Here is a 24,308-nt window from a genome sequence, read left to right on the forward strand (position 1 = left end):
CAAGCCTTCACCATCCGAAACCCGCTGGCGTATGCTGTAAGTAAAGGAATTAAAAAGGTGGGAATCAAAATCTACGACTTCAGCATGGAACCTACCCCCCTTGACATCTTGGCTGAGACTAATAAAGTTAAATAAGAGACTTTCTGAATTCATGCATACCTCTGCCATGGAAATCGGCAGGCCCTTGAAGGAACTAGGTCAAATTCGCCGACGTCGGCGAATTTGACCTGCTACGTGAAGGAGAAATGCAGAAATTTTTCATAACAAAGGCAGGATACAAAAATGACTCTCCAGCAATTAAAGTATATGATTGAAGTTGTTAACTGCGGCTCTATTAACGAGGCGGCAAAAAGGCTGTATATTACCCAGCCGAGTTTGTCCAGTGCCGTCAAAGAACTGGAAGCAGAAATCGGTGTTGAGCTTTTTATCCGTACTTCCAAAGGAATTACTTTATCCGTGGATGGTGCCGAGTTTCTTGGCTATGCCCGGCAGGTGGTGGAGCAGGCGGGACTGCTGGAACAGCGTTACTTGAATAAAAAACCTTCCCGTCAGCTTTGCTCCATCTCTACCCAGCATTATGCCTTTGCCGTCAATGCCTTTGTCAATCTCATCAAGAACAGCGGTGCGGATGAATATGAATTTACTCTGCGGGAAACCCGAACCCATGAAATAATTGAGGATGTCAAAAATCTGCGCAGCGAAATTGGAATCTTATATCGAAACTCCTTTAACCGCAAGGTTCTTGACAAGCTGCTGCGGGAAAACCGCCTGGATTTTCATCCCCTTTTCACAGCCCAACCCCATATTTTTATCAGCACCCAAAATCCCCTTGCCGGGAGAAAAGCCGTAACCTTGGCTGATCTGGAAGACTACCCCTGCTTGTCTTTTGAACAAGGGGAATTTAACTCCTTTTATTATTCGGAAGAGATTTTAAGTACAGTCTTTCATAAAAAAAGTATTCATGTCAGCGACCGGGCAACCTTGTTCAATCTTTTAATTGGCCTGAATGGCTATACCATATCTACCGGAATTGTCAGCGCAGATTTAAATGGCGACAATATTACAGCGGTGCCGCTCCAGGTTGATGAATCTATTCAAGTGGGCTGGATTGCTAACCATCAGATCCGGCTCAGCAATCAGGCCAGTGCCTATTTGCAGGAGTTAAGGTCTGTGCTTGAGGAATACGGGCTTCAGTTGCAGGAATAACTATAGATTCAAACTATAGATCACTATAAGTTTTAAGTGTTACCCTATAGGTCTTTCTCCATGCTAAACTGAAAACAACTTTTAGAATAGTAAGGAGAATGAAACATGAGTAGTACCTTTGCAAACACCACTAAGAAGACAAGGGCGCCTTTCCGTTTTGATATGGTGGGAAGTTTTCTGCGCCCCCAGGCCATCAAAGAGGCGAGAGAACAATTAGCAGCTGGAGCCATTACCGCTGAGGAGCTCACCCGAGTGGAAGATGAGGAAATCCGCAAGCTTGTGGCTAAGCAAAAAGAAATAGGCTTAAAGGCTGTGACAGACGGAGAATTCCGCCGCAGCTATTGGCATCTGGATTTCTTTTGGGGCTTTGACGGTGTGGAGCATGTGATGATGCAGCATGGTTATTTCTTTCACGGAGAAGAAACCCGAGCAGATTCGGCACGGATATCCGGGAAGATTCGTTTTTCCAACCATCCTTTTTTGGCTCATTACAGCTTTTTAAAGCAGCTCGCCGGGGATGAAGTCATTGCCCGCCAAACCATCCCCGCTCCCGCCCAGTTTTTTGCGGAACTTGTGCGGGGAGAAAATGAACAGGAAATAGGGAAATGTTATCCGGACCGGAATGAACTCTATAAGGATATTTCCACCGCCTATCGCCAGGCCATTCTGGCCTTTTATGAACTGGGCTGCCGGAATATCCAACTGGATGACTGCACCTGGGGCATGCTCTGTGATAAAACCTTCTGGTCAACCATGGTGGGGGAAGGGTATGATGTTCAGGAACTTCAAAATCTTTACCTCCGGCTGAATAATGAGGCCCTTAGGGATCTGCCGGCGGATCTGACAGTAACCACCCATGTCTGCCGCGGCAACTACCATTCCACCTGGGCGACTTCCGGCGGCTATGATCCCGTAGCTCCAACCCTGCTTGGCCTGGAACAGGTCTCCGCTTATTATCTGGAATATGATACGGAGCGGGCCGGCGATTTTGCCCCGCTAAAAGAAGTTTCCGGTGATAAGCAGGTGGTTCTGGGGCTGGTCTCCTCAAAAACCGGACAACTGGAGGATAAGGAGCAGATCATTGCCCGCATTCAGGAAGCGGCCCGGTATATTCCCGCCGACCGTCTGTGCTTAAGTCCCCAGTGCGGCTTTGCCTCCACTGAGGAAGGTAATATTCTGAGCGAAGAGGAGCAATGGGCGAAACTTATCTTGGTTAAGGAAATTGCCGAGGAAGTTTGGAAGTAAGAGGGGTAGAGTATACAGACATCAGTTGCAGCAACAAGGGCTGAAGCTTCGTACTATGTAATCTAAAAAGCCGTCACTGGGTGTGGCGGCTTTTTTAAAACGGTCAGAGGTACTAATCGTATAATTACATAGTTTCCTTCTATATAATAATGAAGCTGTTTCTAGCTGACCTGCCGCTTGCAATCCAAACCAGCGTCACTTATGGCACTGGTTTTATTTTCTGGAAGACGTAAGCAGATGATGATCTTGAGCTAGGAGACCTACTTAAGCCAACGATCCGATAACCTAGGGATGATAGGAGGTGTTTTGACCTTTGTTTTTGGGATTACTGTAGTACCTAAAAATGGTTAAGCTTTTTACGCTTCAATGTGGTAAAAAGCTTTTTTATTTCGGTTTTACTATCAATGGCTTCGGATTCCTGGGCAAGTTTGTTTGCCGCGGGCAGAAGCGGGTGCAGCTGCGTCAGGAATCGACAGTTTTATAACGACGGGATTCTCTCTATTTAGTCAAAATATTCTGTTGACTCAAGCTGTTAATTGGTATAATGTAGGTGATAATCAAGAGTCGAAAATTTAACTCAACTTAATATGTTGAATATGGTTGCTTAAAGCATCAAAATGGGAACACTGGTGAAAATCCAGGACAGCCCCGCTACTGTATGAATGACGAATCCCTTATAAGAATCCACTGGGTAAGCCCGGGAAGGCAAGGGAGGAGGATGATTTCGAGTCAGGAGACCTGCCATGTTCAAAAGTCACAACTCTTTCGGGGGAAGGTAAGTGTGGTAAATTAGAGTAATAGATGCGGACATCTTACTTTAGCGTGTCATGTTTGCGAAGGGCCGAAAGAATCGGCTCTTTTTTTGTGCTCAGAAAGTACGGTTTGCAGTGTCTTCTGGCGCTATAAGATTGAGGTGAGGCGAATAACAAATTAAGCAAGGGACAAGCTCTAAAAACTGAATAGCTGATTAGGGTTGCTGAAAAGCATTAATAAGGAATCCGGTGCGAAGCCGGAACAGCCCCGCTACTGTATGAAGGACGAATCCCTTATAAGAATCCACTGGGTAAGCCCGGGAAGGCAAGGGAGGAGGATGACTTCGAGTCAGGAGACCTGCCCTGATCAGGATCATAAGTCTTTCGGGGGGAAGCAAGTGGATCAACTTAGCTGTGGATGACAAGAACTAGGAGCAGGCTTTAGGCTACCTATTTTTATCGTCATCTTTACAGTGTGGTCACATTATCCCAGAACCGAAAACATCGGTTCTTTTTTATTGAGGCGGAAATTTCAGAGGGAAGAAAACAAATTAATTCGAAGGGGGATAGCCATGTTAAAAATCAAACAAAAGTTTCTTGGTTTAGCAATGACTTTAACCTTGGGCCTGACCTTCTTTGTCGCTCCGGCACCGGCTGAGGCAGCTATGGATACTCTAACCTTTGCCGATTCCGAGCATTTTAACATCTTAGGTGAGATCGATGACGAAGTCACGAACATCCAGGTCGTCGGCTTAGACGGCACTACCGGGATGACGGAAGAAATCGCCGATCCGGAAAACATTCAGTGGACCACCTCAGACTCTTCCGTGGTTAAGTTCCTGGACGGGACAACGGAAGTCGCCACCATCGACGACACAGATACCGTCAAAATCAAATTGCTGGACGAAGGCCGGGCCTATATCACGGTTCACTACGACGCCATGGAAATCAGCGCCTACGTGGTAGTGGAGTCGGACAGTGCCGCGACGCCCAGCATATCCGGTATTTCCGTTCAAGTGGATGCCCCCGGCACGGCAAATGACCTTTCTGTCACCAACCAAACCGTGTACCTTACGGACCTGGCTTGGCTGGCCGATCAATACAATACCCTGCAGAAAAATTGCTCGGCCCTGCACGCTTTAGCCATGGCTGGAAACACTCATTATTCCGACCCCGACTGGGCGGAAAATAACCTCACCCTTTTTAACGGCGGCGGCTATGTCTACGGCATCGGCTCCGACTTCGATTCCGGTGTGGAAGGCTGGCAGTACTATGTGGTACACTCCAACAGTTCAATGGATGTTCCCGATTATCCGGCCTCCCGTTATGAGCTGCAATCCGGCGATACCGTAGTCTGGGAGTATAAATGGCTGCATTAATTCACTGAGGCGGAAATTTCAGAGGGCAGAAAACAAATTAATTTAAAGGGGGAAAAAGTGTGTTTAAAACCAAACAAAAAATTCTCGGTTTAGTAATGAGTATGGCCCTGGGGCTGACCTTCTTTGTCGCTCCGGCGCCGGCTGCGGCGGCTACGGATATGCTGACCTTGGCCAATTCCGATCACTTTACCATTTTAGGCGAAGTGGACGACGAAGTATCCAATATCCAGGTTGTCGGTTTAGACGGCACCACCTGGATGACGGAAGAAATCGCCGATCCGGAAAACATCGAGTGGACCACCTCAGACTCTTCCGTGGTTAAGTTCCTCGACGGGACAACGGAGGTCGCCACTATTGACGACACGGATACCGTTAAAATCAAACTGCTGGACGAAGGCCGGGCCTATGTCACGGCTCACTATGACAGCATGGAAATCAGCGCCTACGTGGTAGTGGAAACAGACGGTTCTGCGACGCCCAGCATATCCGGCATTTCTGTTGTCGTAGATGCCCCGGGTACGGCAAATGACTTTACGGCTACCAATCAAACCGTGTACCTTGCCGACCTGAGCTGGCTCACGGATGACAGCAAAACCCTGCAGAAGAATTCCTCTGCTCTCCACGCTTTAGCCATGGCTGGAAACACTAACTATTCCGACCCTGACTGGGCGGAAAATAACCTCACCGTCTTCAGCGGCGGCAGCTATGTCTACGGCATCGGCAGCGACTTTGCCTCCGGCACGGACGGCTGGCAGTACCATGTGGTACACTCCAACAGCACAACGGACGTTCCCGCCTATGCCGCCTCTGTTTATGAGCTGACATCCGGTGATACCGTAGTTTGGGAATACAAAGGCTGGTAAGTTAAGCTCTTTTGCCCTCTGAAATTTTAATATAATTCTGCCGCTCAAGTCAGGAAGGGAATACCCCTTCCTGATTTAGGCGTTTAAAAAATTATCTATAAAAAGTAATTTTGGTTAAAATTACCAATTAACTGGGGGAGATAACATGAAGTTTGCCCACAAAGGGCTGAATTTGTTCTTAGTCCTTCTTTTAATAATCGGCTCCGTCTGCCTGCCGGCAGCCGCGGCCCCTTCCGGTTCGGAAGCAGGGGAGGCGGAGGCTTCTCTGACAAGTCAGAATGCCGGCCGAGTCTTAACAGTAGAGCCCAGCCGGGAAGCTTATCAAAGCGGGGAAACCCTTGTCCTGAAGGCCTATTTTGGTACAGCGGAAAACCCGGCCAACGGGGGGATTCAATGGTACTATGCTTTAGAATCCGGAGAGGAGCAGTCCTTAGAGGAGGACAGTGCCCAGCTCAGTTTTGTCGTCCCGGAAAATCCCGGAGAGAGTGAACTGGAGATCACCGTTTCCGCCCTCTGGGAAGGGGAGACCCAGCAGGCTGTTCTGCGAGTGTTGCCGGAGGAAGAAATCCCTGGGTTAAAGTCGGAGGCCCCCGAACTTATTCAGGAGAATACCGAGAACCAAGGAAATGAAGAAAACCCCGCCTTTCGGGAGCCCTTAACGCAAGAGACTCCCCAGGCTCAAGTGACTTTGGAGAGTCTTGGCGGACAAGAGCTTATCCTCTCTTCGCCGGACGAGCACAATCAGGTGCAGTTGGGCGGCACCTTGCCCTTGATAGTTCACGATCAGGCAGGCCATGAAGTAACCACCTCCTCGGCTCTGGTCTGGACCAGTCAGGTGCCGGAGATTGCTGCCGTGGGCAGCAGCGGGGCAGTCACCGGCAAGCTGGCCGGCATTGTCTATATCACCGCCGCTTTGCAAGAGAATCCGGAAGTCAGAGGCAGTCTGGCGGTTACAGTGGGAGACAGCCTCGACCCTGAGCCGGTGATTGTCGCCCGGATGCCCGCCAACAACCAGAACAACGTTTACCCGGGCTACAATCCCCGGGAAGTAAGCCTTACCTATAATCGGCCCATTGACGGCGAGGAAACGGTCGGAGCCTTTGCCCTTTATCTGAGCACCGGTTCCCTGATTAGCAGCTCCCTCCCTGTCGCCTGGGACCGGGATAATCCCAACAAACTGTCCGTCAATTTAAGTAAAACTCTTTGGAGTGAGGCCGAGCCCGGCTCTGTCACCCTGGCCTTCAACAAAACCTACCGGTTTGAGGCTGGGGCGGGAGCGGTTCCTATCGCCGGAAGCGGCAAGCAGTCCCCGGCTATTACGGGAACGGTTTCTTCTAATCCCAACGCCTGGTTTTTTAAAACAGGCAACCCCATCAGCCTTGCTCTTTCACCCAGCGGGTCCAATGCCAGGCCGGCTTCTCTGAAAGTCGGTCAGAAACTCACGCTGACGGCAACCATCAGCATTCCCAACCCTGTGCCCCCGGAAACGGAATTCCGCCTGGACTGGCAGTCGGAGAATCCTCAGGCTGTTCCTGCGGACGGGACTGAGCAGTATACTCCGTCAACCAACGCCCAAGGTCTGGTCAGCAAAATAACCGTCACCAAAGAGCTGACGGGTCAGGACCTGGGCAAGGTAAAGCTGACGGCCGCCCTCCGGGGAATGCCTGCTGTCTCCAAGGACTGGTATGTGGAAGTCCAGGCCAAGTATGATCAAAAGCTGGCCCCTCTTTGGACCTATTCTGTGCCAACGCCTTATCAGGGTTATGGCAAGCCGGCAGTGACAGCGGACGGTTCCAGCTATACTGTTTTAACTAACATCTATGACGTTAGTCAGGATGGTGATGGTAAGACCACTCAATACCTTCTGGCCCTTGACCCCGAGGGAAAGCCTAAAGAGGGCTTCACCTCCCCTACTCTCACCCAAATGTTCCCGGCTGTGATAGCCGAACAGGAGGGGCAGGAGTATGTGCTGGCTGTCCGGGAGAAAAGCCTCCTGGCTCTCGACCCGGACACCGGCTCCGTAGTCCGCCAGGTGGACCTGCCCTCCCCGATTATGGGTATGCCGGGCCTGGGGCCCCAGGGGCAGGTCTATCTAAGCTGCCGGAACAATGCCCTCTACAGCCTGGATTTGTCCGGCGGCCAGTGGACCTGGAGCTTTCCCGTGGTAGAGCCCATTGTCAATACGACCAATGGCATGCTCTATTCTTATTCCGCTCCTACGATAGATTTGGACAATCAGGTTTATCTGGTCCATGGCGATACCCTTTCCGTGCTAAAGGGCTTGAGCGGCGAGCTCCTTTGGGAATACAAAGCCCCTGCGGCCGCTTCTTTCAAGACTCAGGTTTCCGTAGACGAAGGGGGTCGGGTCTACCTGACGGACAGTGCCGATCAGATCTACTGCCTCAGTCCCCCGGACGGGGACTGGCCTGTCGGTTTAGTCTGGCGGAACAGCTCCTGCCATGATGTAATGGTCTTCCCTCCCCTGATCCTCCCCGATGGCCTGCTGGTCTCCAGTGACGGCAGACTGGCGGAGCTGGAGCTGGACACGGGAGAGCTTAAAGCCAAAAGCTACGCCATTGATTATTCCCTCTATGTTCTTTATCCCCAGACTGGACCTGATCCTCAGCTGGGAGCGGATGGGCTGATCTACACTACTAAAGGAATCTATGATTCCGACGGAACAGTGGTAGCCTATTATGCCGAGGCTAACCCGGCCTTTCCTACCTATGGTTACAGTATGTTTAAGTTGTCGGAAGACGGTACCTTGTACAGAGCCGTCGCGGACGCGTCGACTTACTATGCTCTGGAGAGGGCACGGCTTTACGATGTAACGGGAGCCGTTCCTGTTCGGCTGGTGAGCGGTCAGTCCCAGCTGACCCTCTATTCCGGGGAGACCGGGCGGATACAGACCCAGGTCCTGGACGGGGAAGGGGTCAGTCTCCCCGGTGTGACTCTGGAGTGGTCCAGTGCCGATTCCCAGGTAGCCTCGGTGAGCAGCGACGGGTTGATCACCGCCGCCCAGCGGGGAGCGGATCAGGAGCCAGTCACTACCGCTATAACGGTTAAGGTCAAGGACAGCACGGACCCTGCCCTCAGCCAGACCATTGAGGTCACGGTGCTCCCCCAAGCTGTTCCCGCAAGTATGGTTTTTGTCTTTGACGAAAATGTCTACACCGGCCGGACAGTGAGCGATTATGAGCCGGTGGGGGAAACCTTGTCCGAAGTCCAGGGGGAGGCCTTCCGGCCCATCCGGGTCTTTGTGGCGGACCAAAGCGGCTTCTTTGTGCCCAAGGAATTAATTAATTGGGAGCTGATCAAGGACGGGGATGAAACGGGAAACGTGGCCATGCTCAATTACCAGGGTGGCAGCGGCGATATGAATATCCGCTACAACGCCAACCTGACGGGCACGGCCCTGGGCACCCTTACCCTGAAAGCCAGTCTGATCAGCAATCCGGAGATTTACTGTAGGGTGAAGCTGGAGGTTCTGCCCGCCCCCTATGAGATTCTCTGGCAGATTCCCATCGGCGGCTCCTACGGCAAAAAAGTGGCTCAGTTGGCGGCGGGTCGTAACGGGGAGATCTTTTCCGTCAGCCAGAACCAGCTCCAGGCCGTGCGTCAGAGTGACGGAGCGCTTTTATGGACGGCCGATCCCGGCAGTTATTATGGAATCACCCTCAGTGCTCCTCAAGTGGACGAAGAGGGCAACGTCTTTCTTTATGCCTCCAATACCACGGCGGTTGTGGCTGTGGAGGGAACGAGCGGCCAGACTCTGTGGGGCTTCACGGCCCCGGGCAGCGACCCGGTGACCCGGCTGGTTTTGACCGAAGACAGGGTTCTGGCCCTCGCCCAAAGCGGACGGATCTATGAGCTGGACAAAGGGAAAGGCAGCCTGCTCCGGAGTCAGCCCTTTGCCGCCGGCGGGGAGGTCAGCGGCCTGGCTGCTGTCGGAGATAAGGTCTTCTACAGCCTGGGAGCGGAGGTTTACGAGATCGGTGACAATGGGGAAGGGCGTACGCTCTACAGTCAGAGCGGGTCGGTTCTGAAGCTGGAAGGCAGCTCACCTCAGGGAGCTTTAATCCTGCAGGAGCAGAAAGGCAGCCAGGTCAGTCTGCTTTCTCTGGACCCCGCTCAGGAAGACCCTCTGGAATGGACTTATCCCCTGGCTGAAGCGGTGACGGTCACCATCGCTGAAGATGGGATGATCTACGCCGTGTCCGCTCCTGCCGACAGGGAAGAGAAGCACCTCTACTTCCTCCGGTCCGACGGGACCCCTCAGGCCGACGGGGTGTTTCAGGCTGAGGACTGGGGGGACGGGGATCAGGGGCTCTACACCCCTGTTGCCGGCGGCGATGGCCGGCTGTACATTCCCCTGGTCGGCCTCTATGTCTTTAACCAGGATCTGAGCTGTGAAAAAGGGGATATCCTGACTCCTCTCTGGAAGGCGGAGATCAAGGATGAGTTTTCTGAGTGTATTCCCCGTTCCATGGCTGTCAGCGGCGAGGGCGTGGTCTATCTTTCCATGGGCGAAATGGGTTTGCTGGCCCTCCGGGGTACGGACCTTGCCGGCGGCGAGGGCCTGGAGCTGAAGGTCAGCCATGAGGCCCTGAAACCGGGCAGGCTGCAGGAGCTGAAGATTAAACTGATTAATCACGAAGGGGAGGCCTGCTCCCTGCGCCTGACCGTTACCCTCCTGGAAGGGGCGGAAGGGGAGCAGGTGCTCAGCTATTCCTCCCTTACGGATAGCCTGGACTCAGGGGCGGTTAAGGAATACCCGGGCAGCGTGAGGATTCCGGGGAGCGGGAGCTTCCGGATTAAAATTCAGGCAGCGGTGCCGGATCAGCCGGAAGCCCGGCAAACGATCCTGCTGCCGGTTCAGGCTCAGTGAGGAGGAGAAGCATGGTGATACAAATGAAAAAAATTCGGGCGGTTCTGGCCTGGTTTATGGTTCTTACCCTCCTGTGGAGCGTCCTGCCCGCCTCTGCCCTGGCGGCAGAGGGGGATATAAGCCCCGACTGGCTCCGCTCCTACTATAAGAATGTGGCGGATACTTACAGAAATGATGATCTGCCCACAGTGGACCGTCAGGGTCAGGTCTATACCGTGGATTCCCAGGGTTACATCTATTGCATCACCCCGGAGCGAACCCTGAAGTGGAAGGCGGACCTGGGACAGGCCGGGGCCTATTATGCCCTGGGCGGGGTCGGTCCGGTCATTGACGGGCAGGGGATCTGCTATATGGCTTCGGGGGACGGCCGGGTCTATGCCATTAACTCGGCAGGCCAGGTCCTCTGGACTGCGGCCATGGAGGGACAGGAGACAGTGGCCCCGGGAACGTCTCCCGCCTTATCCGCCGCCGGCGACACCCTCTATGTGGTCTCTGACAGGAGTCTCTATGCCCTGAACACGGCCGACGGCAGCCGGGCCTGGATGGCTTCCATCTCCCGGGGACTGAATACGCCGGTGGTTTCCCCTAAAGATGGGGTGATCTATGTAGCCGGCACCTCGGCTCTCAATGCCGTAAAACCCGACGGCACCCGGCTGTGGGTGAAGGTTCTCAATGACCTGCCGGATATCGAAGGCCGGGGGGATTACCCCATCTATGTGGGAAAAACCAACGAGCGGAACTCTCCTGAAAAGCGGATGGCCGTGGATGAAGAGGGAAGCGTCTACTTTATATCCTTAAATAACACTAAAAGCGCTTTGGGAAAGGTTCTGACTCAGAACAGACTCTGGGCCTTTAGTTCGGAGGGCGCTGTTAAGTGGTACCGGGATATCGACACGGTGGTCAGTTCCCCGGCTTATTACCAGGGGACGGTGTATTACCGGACCGCCCGCAACGAGGTCTATGCCCTCGGGTCGGCAAGGGGCGATCTCAAATGGAGCTATCAGGCCCCGGAAACCATGCCGGTTGCCACTCATGTAGACTTCAGGTCCGCTCCGGCCATTGGGCCGGACGGCACCCTCTATGTGCCGGTTTACGACAAGATCTACGCTTTTGCGGATGAGGGCGGGAGTGCCCGGCTGAAGTGGAAATCCCAGCCTGCCCAAGGGGATATCTACCTCAGCGCAGTGGCCGGCCCCGGACCTCAGGGGGAGCTCTATGCTCTGGTAGGGGGCGGGAGCTTTCTGGCCCGCTTCACGGACCCTGAGTTTACCCCCGTCCCCTGGCGGCTGGAAACAGAAGCCCCCCAGTGCCTCTTGTTTCCCGGGGGCAGCTATCAGATCCCCGTCTATCTCCTGGACACCTATGACCGGCGGCTGTCCTTAAGCAGTCTCAGCTGGACCAGCAGTGATCCTGCCGTCGTCGGGGCGGAGGAAGGGCTGTTAAAGGCAAAAGGAGCGGGGGAGGCCACCGTCACTGTCCGGCATCAGGACAATGACCCGGAGAATAACCGCCTGCAGGCGGAAATCCAGGTCCGGGTGGTGCCGGCGGAGTCGGGCTTCAGCCTTAGTCTGACCCCTGCCCAGCCCGTTGTCTTAACCGGCCAGAGTCTGCCTCTCCAGGCTCAGATCCTGAGCTCTGAGGGTGAAGTAGTGCAGGGGGAAAGCATCGAGTGGAAAAGCAGTTCCCCCTTGGCGGCGATTGACAGCCAGGGCTTGGTTACCGCCGGTCAGCAGGAAGGGACGGTCTTAATCAATGCCCGGGTGGCAGCCCATCCCCAATTGCAGGCGACGCTCAATCTAGAGGTCAAGGCTTACCAGGTAACCCCTGTGGACAGAAGCGGAATTGAAAGGGCGATCGCCCTGACCGCCGGCTATGTCAATGCCAATTCCCGGAGAGGAGAAGCCTTGTCGGACTGGGATGTCTTCGGGCTTAACGCCTGCGGGCCGGAGTGGCTGTCCGCCGCTGACCGGGATGGATATTTGTCTCAGCTGACAGTAAAGGTCAATGAAAGCGGCGTCGGCAGCCAGCTGACGGATTACGCCCGGGTTTCCCTGGGGGTCCTCTCAGCCGGCGGCGATCCCTATGATTTTGTGGGGGAAAACCTTCTTCAGAAAATCATGGACTATCCCAGCCTCAGCCAGGGGATTAATGCGGGCATCTGGGCCCTGATTGCCCTGGACGGGGCGGGAGCGATTGTGCCCTCCCAGGCCAAAAACAACCGGGAAGCTTTAATTCAGCATATTCTCGATCACCGGGTACAGGAAGGCTGGTCTTACAGCGGCGGGCTGCCCGAGGTGGATATGACGGGCATGGCTCTTTACGCTTTGGCCCCTTACCGGGATATGCCGGCGGTGAAGGCGGCGGGGGAAGAGGCTATCGGCTGGCTGAGTGAGAACCAGCTCAGCGACGGCAAATTCGGCTCCTGGGGTTCCGTTAACTGTGAATCCGCGGCTCAGGCTATTATGGGAATCACGGCCTGGGGAATTGACCCTCAGGGCCCGGCTTTTACCAAGAGCAAGGGCAACGCGGTAACCGCCTTATTAAGTTATCAGATGGCCTCCGGGGTCTTTAAGCATGTGGATACTATTGACGCTTATATGGCTACCCCTCAGGCGGTGGAAGCCTTGGCCGCCATTGCCGACTTTATGGATAACGGCCGTTCGGATATTTATTACAAAATCACGGCAGTCCCTCCGGCTCCCGAGGAAATCACCTCTTTGGAAATCACTCCCGCCGGGGCGGAGATCCCCGTGGGCAGAACCATCCAGTTAAAGGCCACGAACCAGGCCGGACAGACAGTGGGTCAGGACGAGGCGGGAGCATCCCTGGTAACCTGGAGTGTTTTAGGCGACTCAGGCTTGGTTGGGATTACGGAGGAAGGTCTGCTCACAGGTTTGCAGCCCGGAACCGTGGATATCCTGGGACAGCTGAAGAGCAATCCCAATATCAAGGCTCAGGCTCAGGTTAATGTTGTCGGCCGGCGTATTGAGTATACTTCGCCCACGGCTCCCGAGGAGCCGCTCATCGGAGTCAGCGGCAAGGAACTGGCCACTCAGGTCAGCAATCTTTCCGGAAAGACCCTCAGTGTTTTAGTGCATATTGTTCTCTATCAGAAGGACCAGGCTGAGGACGCTGCCGCCGGTTCCCAGGTCAAGAGCATAGTCCGGCAGTCCTATCTGGAGAAAACTCTCGCTCCCGGTGAAGTTTACAGTCTCAGCGGCGGATTTGTCTGGCCCGGGGATGACAAGGAGTATGAGGGCAAAGTAATGATTTGGAGCGGCTGGGAGGGGAAACCTCTCTGTGAACCTATCATTATTTCCCGGTAAATCCGGGCAGCAAGTAGTGCAAGGAGGAAAAGCAGTGCGATTATCAAAGGGATTTCTTAGAATTCTGGTTCTGCTGATGACCTTTGTCATGCTTTGCCCGGCAGGGGCTTTAGCTCAGAGCGGCGGTTCCGTGCCGGAAGGGTTTAACCGGCTGGTCGCCTATCAGGAGAACTTAACCTTGTCGGTCTATGCCGAGGGCAGGCAGGTTACGGTCAACGGTAAAACCACCCCTGAGACTCAGGTAAGTCTGGTGATTACCCGCAGCTTGGACGGAGATAGGTGTTATTTAGATCAAACCCTCTCCGATGCCAACGGACTGTACCAGTTTCTTGTGGACATGGACTCCGGTGATTATCAAGTCAACGTCACCAGCAACGGCATTTACCGCCAAGAAAGTCTGAAGGTCAATGATGCCCGTCAGGCTGCGGTAAGCGTCCGGGTGGAAGGCTTGAAGGAGACTCTTTTAGCCCCCAAAAACGTGGAAATTTACGATAGGGAAACAACCCTTCTGACAGCAGTCAGAAAGGCCCTGGATGACAATTCCGTTCCTTATGAAGTGGTTAACGGTATGATCAATTGGATCGGCAAGGATCAGGAGAAAGACTGGCAGTGGCTGGTTAACGGAACAGGCGGGATGGCTCTTCCCACCACTCCCCTGAAGCAAAATGATCAAATTGTCATGGTCAGCGGCCAGCTTTGGGACCCAACCCTTACCCGGCTCAGCCTGGAGGGAGAGGATTCGGTAAAAGTAGGCACAGAGATCAGTGTGACTTTGGAGAAATACACAAACGGTCGGTATCTGACCGCTGAGGATCAGAAGATCAGCTTTGCCGGCAGCACCCAAGGCTCTCAATATACGGATGGGAATGGGCAGGTCAGCTTCCGGGCCGATAAAGAAGGCACCTATGAAATTACGGCGCAGACGGACGGCAATCTGATTCGCCCGGTTCCGCTGGTGGTCGTGGTTTCCAAAGATGGGCCAGTGACGCCGCCGGTAGAAGATGTGGACACCTGTCAGGTTAGGATGCGGATTGAAGGCTACCGGGGAACCGTGTTTGACAGTAGTATCAGCTTTAAGCCCGAAGATTACAAGAATAAGACAAGCGGGAAGTACGAAATCACTGATCCCGATGGAAAAAAATACTCGTTTAGCTATCCCACGGTCTTAATGGCTACCATAGTAGCTTGGAATAAGAAAAATATCCGAGACAATAAGGTTACTTCCAACGACAATTATGTAGCCCGCATGGCAGGAGAAGAGGAATTCGATTTTCGAGGCCAGCACCCTACCTGCGGCTGGCTGGTTCGGGTCAATGATCGTTTGATTAATCAAGGGGTCGGAGTCTGGGAGATTGACGATGGGGATACGGTGGAATGGTTCTATGGGGATACTAAGAGTTCCTTCGGCTATCTCGATCTAAGCTCGACCTCCTTAAACACCGGAGACACCCTGGAGGTGGAAGTTACCGCCAAAAGCAACGAGGGCGTTGACGGGGGGAATTCCAGCACCCGGAAGGCCGTAAGCGGAGCAACGGTTCACGTGGGATCTCAGACCTATACTACGGATGGCAACGGCAAGGCAGAGATTACGATGAATAAAGCAGGCAGCTTCACAGTTTATGCCGACAAAGTCGATCCCGGTTCTTCTTATAAGGGGTATAACTTTCCCCTTGTGGCCCGCACAGAAAAAGCCTCGGTGACGGTGAAGGGGCCGGAGGTTGCGGTTCCTATTGAAGAAGTTATCCCGGTTACAGACTATACGGACTATAACCAAAAGGCTCTGGCTGCTCTGGAAAAGGTTACTCCCGAACAACTGGCAGGGGCCAGGCTGCCTGAAGACACACCGGCAGTCAATCCGGAGAATACTGAGCCGACAATTTTAAAAGCTAAGGATGGGGTGCAGCTGACCATACCCCCGGGTGCTCTCCGGCAGCAAAGTAGTCCCGTTCAGTTTTCCGTGGAGGTAGGACAGGTGACAGTTCCTCCCCGGGCTGAGCTGGGAGCGCTGGTGCTTGATCCTATCAAATACCAGCGTCAATTTGGTCTGGTGGGTCAGGGTCAGGAAGGCGTTGAGTTTGCTGCACCGGTGACCTTAACCTTCCCCATCAGCTCTGAAGATTTGCCTGAAGGAGTATCCACCCGTCAGCTGGCCATTTACTGGTGGAATTCAGCTAAGGGGGATTGGGCCAAACAGGGCGGTGTATACGATCCCCTTGCTAAGACCCTTTCCTTGACCATCTATCATTTTTCCACCTATGCAGTCATGGCGGACACGGCTCCTGCTCCGCGGCGGATTGCCGGACAAGAGCGCTTTGATACCGCCAATCTGGCAGCTGCTTACGGTTGGAAAGCCGGAGCGGATCAGGTGCTGCTGGCCAATGCTTTCGCCTATTCGGATGTCCTGGCAGCGGTACCTTTAGCCTATAAAAACCAGGCCCCGATTTTACTCACCGAGGCTACGGAGCTAACTCCTGCCACCTTTGAACAGCTCCAGAAGCTAAAGCCGAAAAAAGTGATCTTAATTGGAGGCACCAGCGTAATTTCTCAAGGAATCCAAGACCGGCTTAATCAGCTTTATGGAGCAGAAAACGTAGCTCGCTATGGCGGGAAGGATCTCTACGAGACAGCCGCTCTGATTGCCCAAGCTCTGGGAACCACAGGCCAGGCTGTGATCGCTAACGGCGGGCCCGCCAGCTATGCCGATGCCCTGGCGGTTTCCAGTTATGCCGGTTATCATGGTATCCCCATTCTCTTTACCGAACGAACCGCTCTGCCGGCTGCTACTCAGCAGGCACTGACGGAACAGAAAGTAACCAGGACTCTGGTTGTGGGAGGCAGCTTTGTTGTACCGGAAGAAATTGTTCAGCAATTGCCAGAGGCTGTGCGCTATGGCGGAAGGGATATCTATGAGACAGCCACTAAGATTGCTGAAGGATTAGAGCTTAATTCCAGCAAAGTCTATGTAGCTACCGGGTTAAACTTTGCGGATGCCCTGGCAGCAGGCAATCTGGCTGCCCGAACCCTTTCTCCTATTCTCTTAGTAGACACGGGAATACCCGGCGTCACCTCGGACTTCCTGCTGAAGCATCAAGCTGAGCAGCCGGAAATAATTATTTTTGGCGGAGAAGGAATTATCAGAGGGGATCAGGAGAGCAGCCTGCGCTCTGCTCTCACTCCCTCGCCCTAAAATAGTTCAATCAAGCCTTGGAGTCAGTCTTTTTAGCAGGGCTGGCTCCGGGTCCATAACTAGGTAAAGGAGATATAAAAATGAACAAGACAATAAAACAAGGACTGGGAGCTTTTTTGGTTTGCCTGCTCCTCTGGAGTGTGTTGCTTAACGGCCTCATCGCAGAAGCCCAAGCTCAGACTTCGGGCAATCAAGGAATAGCGAATCGTTCCCACGTAGATTCGGTAATTAAGGATTTGGAAAAATGGGAAAGAAGTTTTCTGAAAGCTACTTTTGAAAAAGCAGCTGAGCAGGAAATTGTCGAACCCACTGTCTATAATTGGCCGACAATCGGTTTGGCCAGACTGGAACGGTTAGATGGTCTTGATCTTTATCTGGCCGAAAACGAAAAATACCTGCAGCAAAACTGGAGTTCTACTCTGCGCAAGGTGACAGATTTGGCCAGAATCAGCTTGGCCGTCGGGGCAGCTCAGGGGAATCCGCGGGACTATGGCGGTCAGGACTTGATCGCTGAAATCTACAACTTTACTGATATTGAAGCTCAGGGTATCAACGGGCCGATCTTTGCCTTAATCGCCCTGGACAGCGGTGGGTATGATCTGCCTGAGAACGCCAAGTGGACGAGGGAAAAACTCTTAAGCATTATTTTGAGCAAGCAATTGGCCGATGGCGGATATTCTTTGGATGGAACGGGCAAGGGGGATGTAGATATAACCGCCATGGTCATCCAGGCCCTGGCCCCCTATTATCGGGCAGGGCAGCCTGAAGTGAAAGCTGTGGTGGACAGGGCCGTCGCTTATTTGGCTCAAGTTCAGGAAGCAGACGGAGGCTTTAAATCCTGGGGCGCTAAGAACAGTGAAAGTGTCTGCCAGACGATTATCGCTCTTTGTGCCATGGGGATCGACATCAATACAGACTCTCGCTTTATTAAGAATTCCAACACCCTGTTAAAGGATTTGCTGAAATTTCGGGCAGAGGATGGAGGCTTTAAGCATATTCTCGAGGGCAGCACCAACAATATGGCTTCCGAACAAGCCTTGATTGCTTTAGCAGCCTATGTAAGATTTCAAGACAATAAATCCAGCCTCTATAACTATCATCCTGAAAAGCAAACCCCTTCCTTGACCCTGCCTGCCGAAGAGTCGGACTCTTCGCCCTCAGTTTCAGGAATCCTGCGCATTGCCGGAGCAGACTGCTACGCTACAGCTGTGGAAATTGCTAAACAGAACTTTCCCCAAGGAGCAGAAACCGTTATCCTGGCCCGGGGGGACGTCTCGGCGGATGCTCTGCCCGCAGTGCCTTTAGCTAAGAAGTACCAGGCCCCCCTCATGTTAACTCCTTCGGATCAACTGCCTAAGCTAGTCTTTAATCAAATCCAAGCCTTGGGAGCCAAGAAAGTCCTGATCATGGGGGGAGAGGGGGCCATCAGTCAACAAGTGTCCGGGGCTTTAAGTCAAGCAGGAATCGAAGTTCAGAGAGTGTCCGGCCAAGATCACTACGCTACTGCCTATGAAATTGCCAAACTCCTGGGAAGTTCAGGTCAGGCTGTGATTGTCAGCGGGGATTATGTCCACAGCTTCCCCGATGCCCTCTCCATCTCCGCCTGGGCTGCTTATAACGGCGTACCCATTCTTTATGCCGATAACTCAGCCCAACTCCCCAAACCCACTGAGCAAGCTATTGCAGAATTGGGAATTAAGCAAACCCTGCTGATTGGCGGCAGGGCTGTACTCCCTCAGGAATTAGAGCAGATCCTGCCTGCTCCCAAGCGCTACAGCGGTCAGACTCTTTACGATACAAATGCAGCCGTGCTCAGTCAGCTTCAGCCTAACCCCACAAAACTCTTTGTGGCTACCGGAGGGGGTTTTGCCGATGCCTTGGCCGGGGCAGCTGTAGCCGGTCAGTCTAATGCCTGGATTCTGCTGACTGCAGGTGCATCCTCCGGCGAGGATGGTCTGACAGATGGGCAGGAACAGCTTCTTCGAAGTGCTGACAATCTCATCAAGGAGACCTATGTTTTAGGCGGTGCAGCCGTTGTATCAGATAATACCCTGCAGACTTTGAAACAGATACTGCCAAGCGGCACACCATGATAGCTTTAGCAAATTTGGTAAGCGAGCCCGAAGACAATGTCCTTCGCAGGAATTAGCTTTATCGTACAAAAGGAGGGAGTAAATGTGAGAAAACCTAAGTCAGTTGTACTTATCCTGGTTATACTCATGTCTCTTTTATTAACCGGATGTGGAGCTAAGACACCCACTGGGGATCTGCCGGCAGGGGCGAACACTGCAGGGGTTGCAGATTCAGGCCGAGAGACAGGTGAACTTAAACCTAGCGAGGAAAACGCAGATCAACAAGAACCTAGCAGCCAAGTTCCTGAGAATGCTCAGAATTCACAGGGGGCCAGCCCTTCCCAGAGTCAGCCACCGCAGCCCGACACAACTAATCAGGAAAGTAAGCCAACAATAGCTATCAGCTCAACCAGCCCCAACGGCTCAAGTTCAGGTACAAATGGATTAGCTGCTGTTCCGGCTCCTGCTCCGGCGGCCCCTGATTTAAACGTGAATCCTATCCCTCCTAGTCCCGATCCTAACCTCAATCCCAACCCCAAAAACATAGTAACCTTCTCAATTAATTGCCAAACTGCCGTTGATAAGGGACTTCATCAGGATAAAAAATATCAGGAGGTTGTGCCTGCTGATGGGATTATTCTGGCCCCCACTGTGGTGGAGTTCAAAGAAGGGGAAGTAGTATTTGATGTTTTGAAGCAGGTAGTACGCCAACATAAGATTCACATGGAGTATGAAGGGTCGAAAGGAACCCCCTATATCCAAGGAATCAATAATTTGTATGAGTTTGACGGAGGGCCCCTGAGCGGCTGGATGTATTGTGTCAACAAAGTATATCCTAATTATGGCTGCGGAGAATATAAGCTCAAACCGGGGGATATAATTGAGTGGAACTATACCTGTGATTTAGGCAAAGACTTAGGCCAAACTTGGCTGGGAGAGTAAAACGGAGCAACGGAACCAGACTCTCCCTTGGAGAAGGAAGAGTCTGGTGCTGGCAAAAGACAGGATGTGAAACAATGTTAAACCAGGTCGAGCCTAAGAACAAGGGCAGTCGAATCATCCACATACTCCGCTGGGCCATAATGTTTACAGTACCCTGCGCCTTAATTCTTTCGACGTTGCAGGGGGATAAGAACTATGGCTTATTAAGCGTGATCCTGATCATCTTGGCTATGGCTCCCTTTTTTCTAAGCTTTGAGAGACGCAGACCGGAAGCCAGGGAGTTGGTGGTTATTGCTGTGATGGCAGGGATTGCGGCTTTGGGCCGGGTAGCTTTCGCTCCCATTCCTCATTTTAAACCTACCTCAGCTGTTGTGATCATTACCGCCCTGACCTTTGGTCCGGAAGCCGGGTTTTTAACCGGTGCCGTAGCAGCTATTACCTCCAATTTGTTTTTCGGGCAAGGGCCCTGGACGCCCTGGCAGATGTTTTGCTGGGGTATGATCGGCTTAGTGGCCGGTATGCTGAGAAATGCCGGCTGGCTGAAAAGCAGGTTGAGTTTAGCAGTCTTTGGTTTTGCCACTGGCTTTGGCTTTGGCTGGGTCATGAATATATGGTATATCGTCGGTTTTATCAAGCCCATTACCTATCAGGCTATCATAGCAGCCTATATCTCCAGCTTTTGGTTTGACTTTACCCACGCTCTTTCGACCCTGATCTTTCTGGTGATCTTGGCGAAGCCTTGGATCAAAAAGCTGGAACGAATTAAGATCAAGTTTGGCTTGATGAATAATGAACAATGAATAATCAAGAATCAACAACGAACTTACTCAATCCACTGACAAAAAAATTTGCAAGATTTTTTTCGGGAGCAGGAATTTTAGAATCTACGTAGAAATGTAGGAATATTGAAAAAATTTAATCCGTGATTCGGACAGTATTTCCAAAACATTCCCAGAACACGATGATGACTTCTGGATTAGAAACTTAAATTTGTCTATTCGTCAAATACTCTCGAAAAACTAAATATGTAACGAGTGTACTTTTATAAAGAAAGTATTGACAGGGAAGTCAGTTAAGCTGACGCGGTCCCGCCACTGTAGTAGTGAGCGGCCTTATACAATGTCACTGGGCAACCGGGAAGACATAGGGCTGCAATGAACTTAAGCCAGGAGACCTGCTCGTTACAGATTACACAGGAACCTACGGAAGATAGGGGAGGTGCCGTTTACGCCGGAAAATCAGTGACATTATCCGGCTAGTGGAGTAACCATATCCCTTTACAGGTAGCTGTAGAGGGATTTTGCTTTTTTATGGTTTTCAAGTTACTCTAAGCGCAAATTTCTTGACCTCTAGTAGGGGACATTCATACCGATGGGAGGAGGATTATCTATGATTACGGCCACAGTGCATAGCTTAGAAGGAGCTGTCTCTAGACTGGGATTAGACCCCCTCATGGTGAATCGCTTTATGGAGGAGTGGCTACAAACTGCGCGAGAGGTCTCCTTTGAGGAAGCTAATGAGGTAGCTTGTATATTAAATAAAATGAAAAGATCCATCAAATATTATCTGGCGCCAGACCCTACCAGAGAAGGTTACCAAGTCGTGCTTATCGTGAGGAAGAATCGAGTGGTTACGATACTTACTCAGTTAACCAATTCTTTCTACGGGGTGCCGGAAGCCCAGACGGTGAATGGGACACGCATGATTAAGACTTTGGGGGGAGAAATGTACGAAGACAAAGGGAATTGGGTCAGACAACTCAGACAAAAGCACGAAAAAGTTCATTTCCGGAAAAAGCTGCGACCTTAGGAGCCAAGCAATTACTTCCTGATCAAATCATCAGTAGCTGCAACTCTATTTAGGCAAGCTTTCCCGCTCTAATAAACTGTGGAGAGTTTTTAATCTTTGCAGAGCTTTTTTAAGAAATAACTGGGGTGGGCTTTCCCGCTCCTCCGCCGTCGGATAGGCCTCCAAAGTTAAGCATCCCCGATAAGCGGTTGGAAAGTGCCGGGCTACTTGGGCCCAATCAATAATACCCTCTTCAGGCAGCCAATGCCGATCCTCCAGACCGTCATTATCCGACAGATGAGTTGTGACAAGTCGTCGGCCAAAATTCTTAAGAAGATGGAAGTCCGGTTTATCCGTTAGAAAGTAATGAGAGCTATCAAAACAAAAGCCCAAAGAGCCGGATGGAATTTTAGAAAGCAAATAGGGGACATTATCATTGCGGCGGGTGTTTTCGATAGCGATGGTCACCCCCAGGTTCTCAGCAACCCTTACGAGTTCAAACATGCTTTCGGCACCAAAATCGTTGGGCTTTGGCGTGATCTGGCCCTCCGTCAAATGCATTACCAGCATGGGAATTTCGTAGTCTGCGCAATCCTCCAGCCAGCGGATATGTCTTTGGATAAATCCCGAGCGCAGGGATTTGTTCTCTGACCACATTTCGCTGGATTCATTATAAGGTACATGCAGGTTTTCTAAGATAAGCCCCATATCTTTGACCAACTCAGGCATGCTCTCCTTCTTCATCGGCCAGGGGATGTCCTCATCCTCCCACCAGATAGAGGTAGCCTCAAATCCGGCTTCCTTAATTAATCTAAGTCGTTCCGGAAAAGGAAGTACGTAACCGAACCAGGAAAAAATACCCAGAGGATAGGAAGTTGTCATCTAAGTGCCCCCCTTTAAAAAAGTAACTCTCAACTACTCAAGTCACCAGACCCCGTATAGAAAATAATCTCCACTTGTGCTTCATAGGTTATAGATTTCAATATTCTCTAAACAGGTTAAGGAATCCTTGCAACTTTGTTGAGAAGGCAGGAATTTCTTGATTTCTATAGAACTAATAATATTGTGAATATATGACCATGGAGGTCTGACTTCAAAGGAAGTCACCTTTATGGTCTTATTTTTTTGCAGTAAGAGTATTTTATTACATTAGGAGGGCGATAAATGAGTCACTTAGATAAGCTTCTGGAGATAGAAAAGCGGCGGAAAGTACTACAGAATGCCCGAGAGGAAATCTTAGGGAAACTTATATCAGAAAGGGAACAGCGCTCTCAGTGGCTTATTAAGCTTATAGATATTGATGACGAGCTCGAAGAATTATCCAGACAAAGCAAAGCACTTACCTGAGATGTTCTTAGACATTTTCATAAGAAAATTATTTATTTGTCAAAAAATGAAAAGGAATTTTTGGCTTAATGTAGAAACAATAAACAAAATATTTTTAAAATAAGACCATGGAGGTCTGGCTTCCCTAGGAAGTCAGCTTCGTGGTCTTATTTTTTATGAAACTAAAGGAGAGGATGCATTTAATGAGAAAACTGACGGTACAATTCTTGCTTCTAATGATGTCCTTATTACTTTTAACGGGATGTGGAGGAACTGAAAGTAAGCAGGAAGGGGGCACAGTTCCCACAACAGCCCAGGTTCAAAAACAAAAGATTACGGATCTAGTCGGCAGGGAAGTTGAGTTTTCGGTTCCGGCGCAAAGGGTCGTGGCCATCGGGCCGGGGGCATTACGGTTAGTGACTTATATCGAAGGAGCAGCCATGATGGTTGGGATCGAAGAGGTTGAGAAGAAATCAAACCCGGGAAGATCCTACATGATGGCTTATCCTGACTTAAAGAAGCTGCCCAGTATTGGTCAGGGAGGACCGGATACTGCACCCAACGAGGAAAGTTTGGTTAGTGTCAAGCCGGACGTGATTTTTGTCTGTACTCTTGTCGATAAAGAAAAGGCTGATCAATTGCAAGCCAAAACAGGTATTCCCGTAGTCGCTTTAAGCTATGGGGACTTAGCGACCTTTGGTGATAATCTATATCGTTCTCTTAATTTAATCGGTTCGATCATAGGCCGGGAGAAGCGGGCCCAAGAGGTGGTTGCTTATCTTAAACAAAATGAAAATGATTTGGGAGAACGGACGAAAGGTCTTGCCGAAGGGGACAGAGCAAAAGTTTATGTAGGTGCTGTGAGCATGAAAGGAGCACGTGGGATTGAAAGCACTCAAGCACAATACCCGCCATTTAAGTACATTGGGGCAAAAAATGTTGCTGATGAAACAGGCAAAAACGGAACCGTTATGATCGATAAGGAAAAACTCATCAGCTGGAATCCGGATTTTCTGTTTCTTGATGCCGGGGGGTATGCCCTGGTTACAGAAGACTATCAGAAAAACCCTGCTTTCTACCAGTCCTTGCAGGCCATGAAAAATGACCGGGTATATAATTTGATTCCCTTTAACAACTATAACCCTAATATCGACACGGCATTTGCCGACGCCTATTACGCAGGAAAAGTAATCTTTCCGGAACAGTTTAAAGACATCGATCCGATTAAGAAAAGTGATGAAATTTATCAGTTCCTGCTGGGCAAGCCCCTGTATGCAGAAATGGCCAAAGATTTAGGCGGATTTAAAAAGCTGGAACTGGGAAAGTGATTAGAG

Annotated in this window: 14 protein-coding genes and 3 riboswitches; of the genes, 13 read left to right on the top strand and 1 reads right to left on the bottom strand. The window is 51.4% G+C overall.

Annotation, left to right across the window (positions count from 1 at the left end; translation table 11 throughout):
* Positions 1-282 precede the first annotated feature (282 nt).
* The 11 genes from DESMER_RS02795 (at position 283) to DESMER_RS02845 (ending at position 21,669) form a co-directional block, all read left to right on the top strand.
* Positions 283-1,206, top strand: a complete 924-nt coding sequence (locus DESMER_RS02795) for a LysR family transcriptional regulator (protein ID WP_014901544.1) — start codon at positions 283-285, stop codon at positions 1,204-1,206.
* Positions 1,207-1,311: 105 nt separating this feature from the next.
* Entirely contained in the window at positions 1,312-2,451 is a 1,140-nt protein-coding gene (locus DESMER_RS02800; RefSeq protein ID WP_014901545.1) for a 5-methyltetrahydropteroyltriglutamate--homocysteine S-methyltransferase, read from the top strand.
* Positions 2,452-3,031: 580 nt separating this feature from the next.
* Positions 3,032-3,211: riboswitch (cobalamin riboswitch) on the top strand.
* A 193-nt stretch (positions 3,212-3,404) separates the two neighbouring features.
* A riboswitch (cobalamin riboswitch) is annotated at positions 3,405-3,583 on the top strand.
* A 192-nt stretch (positions 3,584-3,775) separates the two neighbouring features.
* Entirely contained in the window at positions 3,776-4,582 is an 807-nt protein-coding gene (locus tag DESMER_RS02805) for a DUF4430 domain-containing protein (protein WP_014901546.1), read from the top strand.
* A gap of 59 nt (positions 4,583-4,641) precedes the next feature.
* Positions 4,642-5,445 carry a hypothetical protein gene (locus DESMER_RS02810; RefSeq protein WP_014901547.1) on the top strand — a complete coding sequence of 268 codons (804 nt, stop codon included), beginning with the start codon at positions 4,642-4,644 and terminating at the stop codon, positions 5,443-5,445.
* Positions 5,446-5,590: 145 nt separating this feature from the next.
* A complete protein-coding gene (locus DESMER_RS02815) occupies positions 5,591-10,333 on the top strand; it encodes an outer membrane protein assembly factor BamB family protein (RefSeq protein ID WP_014901548.1) in 4,743 nt (1,580 codons plus the stop codon).
* A gap of 11 nt (positions 10,334-10,344) precedes the next feature.
* On the top strand, positions 10,345-13,659 hold the full coding sequence (locus DESMER_RS02820) for an outer membrane protein assembly factor BamB family protein (protein ID WP_014901549.1): 3,315 nt from the start codon (positions 10,345-10,347) through the stop codon (positions 13,657-13,659).
* Complete coding sequence (locus DESMER_RS02825; protein WP_014901550.1) at positions 13,634-16,846, top strand: cell wall-binding repeat-containing protein; 3,213 nt, start codon at positions 13,634-13,636, stop codon at positions 16,844-16,846. Before DESMER_RS02820 ends, DESMER_RS02825 begins: the two co-directional genes overlap by 26 nt.
* Before the next feature lie 80 nt (positions 16,847-16,926).
* Positions 16,927-18,939 (top strand): cell wall-binding repeat-containing protein, encoded by a 2,013-nt coding sequence (locus DESMER_RS02830; RefSeq protein WP_014901551.1) that lies wholly within the window; start codon positions 16,927-16,929, stop codon positions 18,937-18,939.
* A gap of 84 nt (positions 18,940-19,023) precedes the next feature.
* Positions 19,024-19,860, top strand: coding sequence for a DUF4430 domain-containing protein (locus DESMER_RS02835; protein WP_242831039.1), 837 nt, complete (start codon positions 19,024-19,026; stop codon positions 19,858-19,860).
* 74 nt (positions 19,861-19,934) lie between these two features.
* Positions 19,935-20,660 (top strand): ECF transporter S component, encoded by a 726-nt coding sequence (locus DESMER_RS02840; protein WP_014901553.1) that lies wholly within the window; start codon positions 19,935-19,937, stop codon positions 20,658-20,660.
* Positions 20,661-20,875: 215 nt separating this feature from the next.
* Positions 20,876-21,056, top strand: a riboswitch (cobalamin riboswitch).
* 193 nt (positions 21,057-21,249) lie between these two features.
* Positions 21,250-21,669, top strand: a complete 420-nt coding sequence (locus DESMER_RS02845) for a hypothetical protein (RefSeq protein WP_014901554.1) — start codon at positions 21,250-21,252, stop codon at positions 21,667-21,669.
* A 45-nt stretch (positions 21,670-21,714) separates the two neighbouring features.
* On the opposite strand, the gene DESMER_RS02850 is transcribed toward DESMER_RS02845, so the two are convergent.
* Positions 21,715-22,530 carry a sugar phosphate isomerase/epimerase family protein gene (locus tag DESMER_RS02850; RefSeq protein WP_014901555.1) on the bottom strand — a complete coding sequence of 272 codons (816 nt, stop codon included), beginning with the start codon at positions 22,528-22,530 and terminating at the stop codon, positions 21,715-21,717.
* Between the two features lie 282 nt (positions 22,531-22,812).
* On the opposite strand from DESMER_RS02850, the gene DESMER_RS02855 reads away from it, so the two are divergent.
* Positions 22,813-22,995, top strand: a complete 183-nt coding sequence (locus DESMER_RS02855; RefSeq protein ID WP_014901556.1) for a hypothetical protein — start codon at positions 22,813-22,815, stop codon at positions 22,993-22,995.
* Between the two features lie 182 nt (positions 22,996-23,177).
* Positions 23,178-24,302, top strand: coding sequence for an iron ABC transporter substrate-binding protein (locus tag DESMER_RS02860; RefSeq protein WP_014901557.1), 1,125 nt, complete (start codon positions 23,178-23,180; stop codon positions 24,300-24,302).
* Positions 24,303-24,308: the final 6 nt, after the last annotated feature.

Origin of the sequence: Desulfosporosinus meridiei DSM 13257 (genome assembly GCF_000231385.2) — a bacterium.
In the GTDB taxonomy this organism is placed as follows: domain Bacteria; phylum Bacillota; class Desulfitobacteriia; order Desulfitobacteriales; family Desulfitobacteriaceae; genus Desulfosporosinus; species Desulfosporosinus meridiei.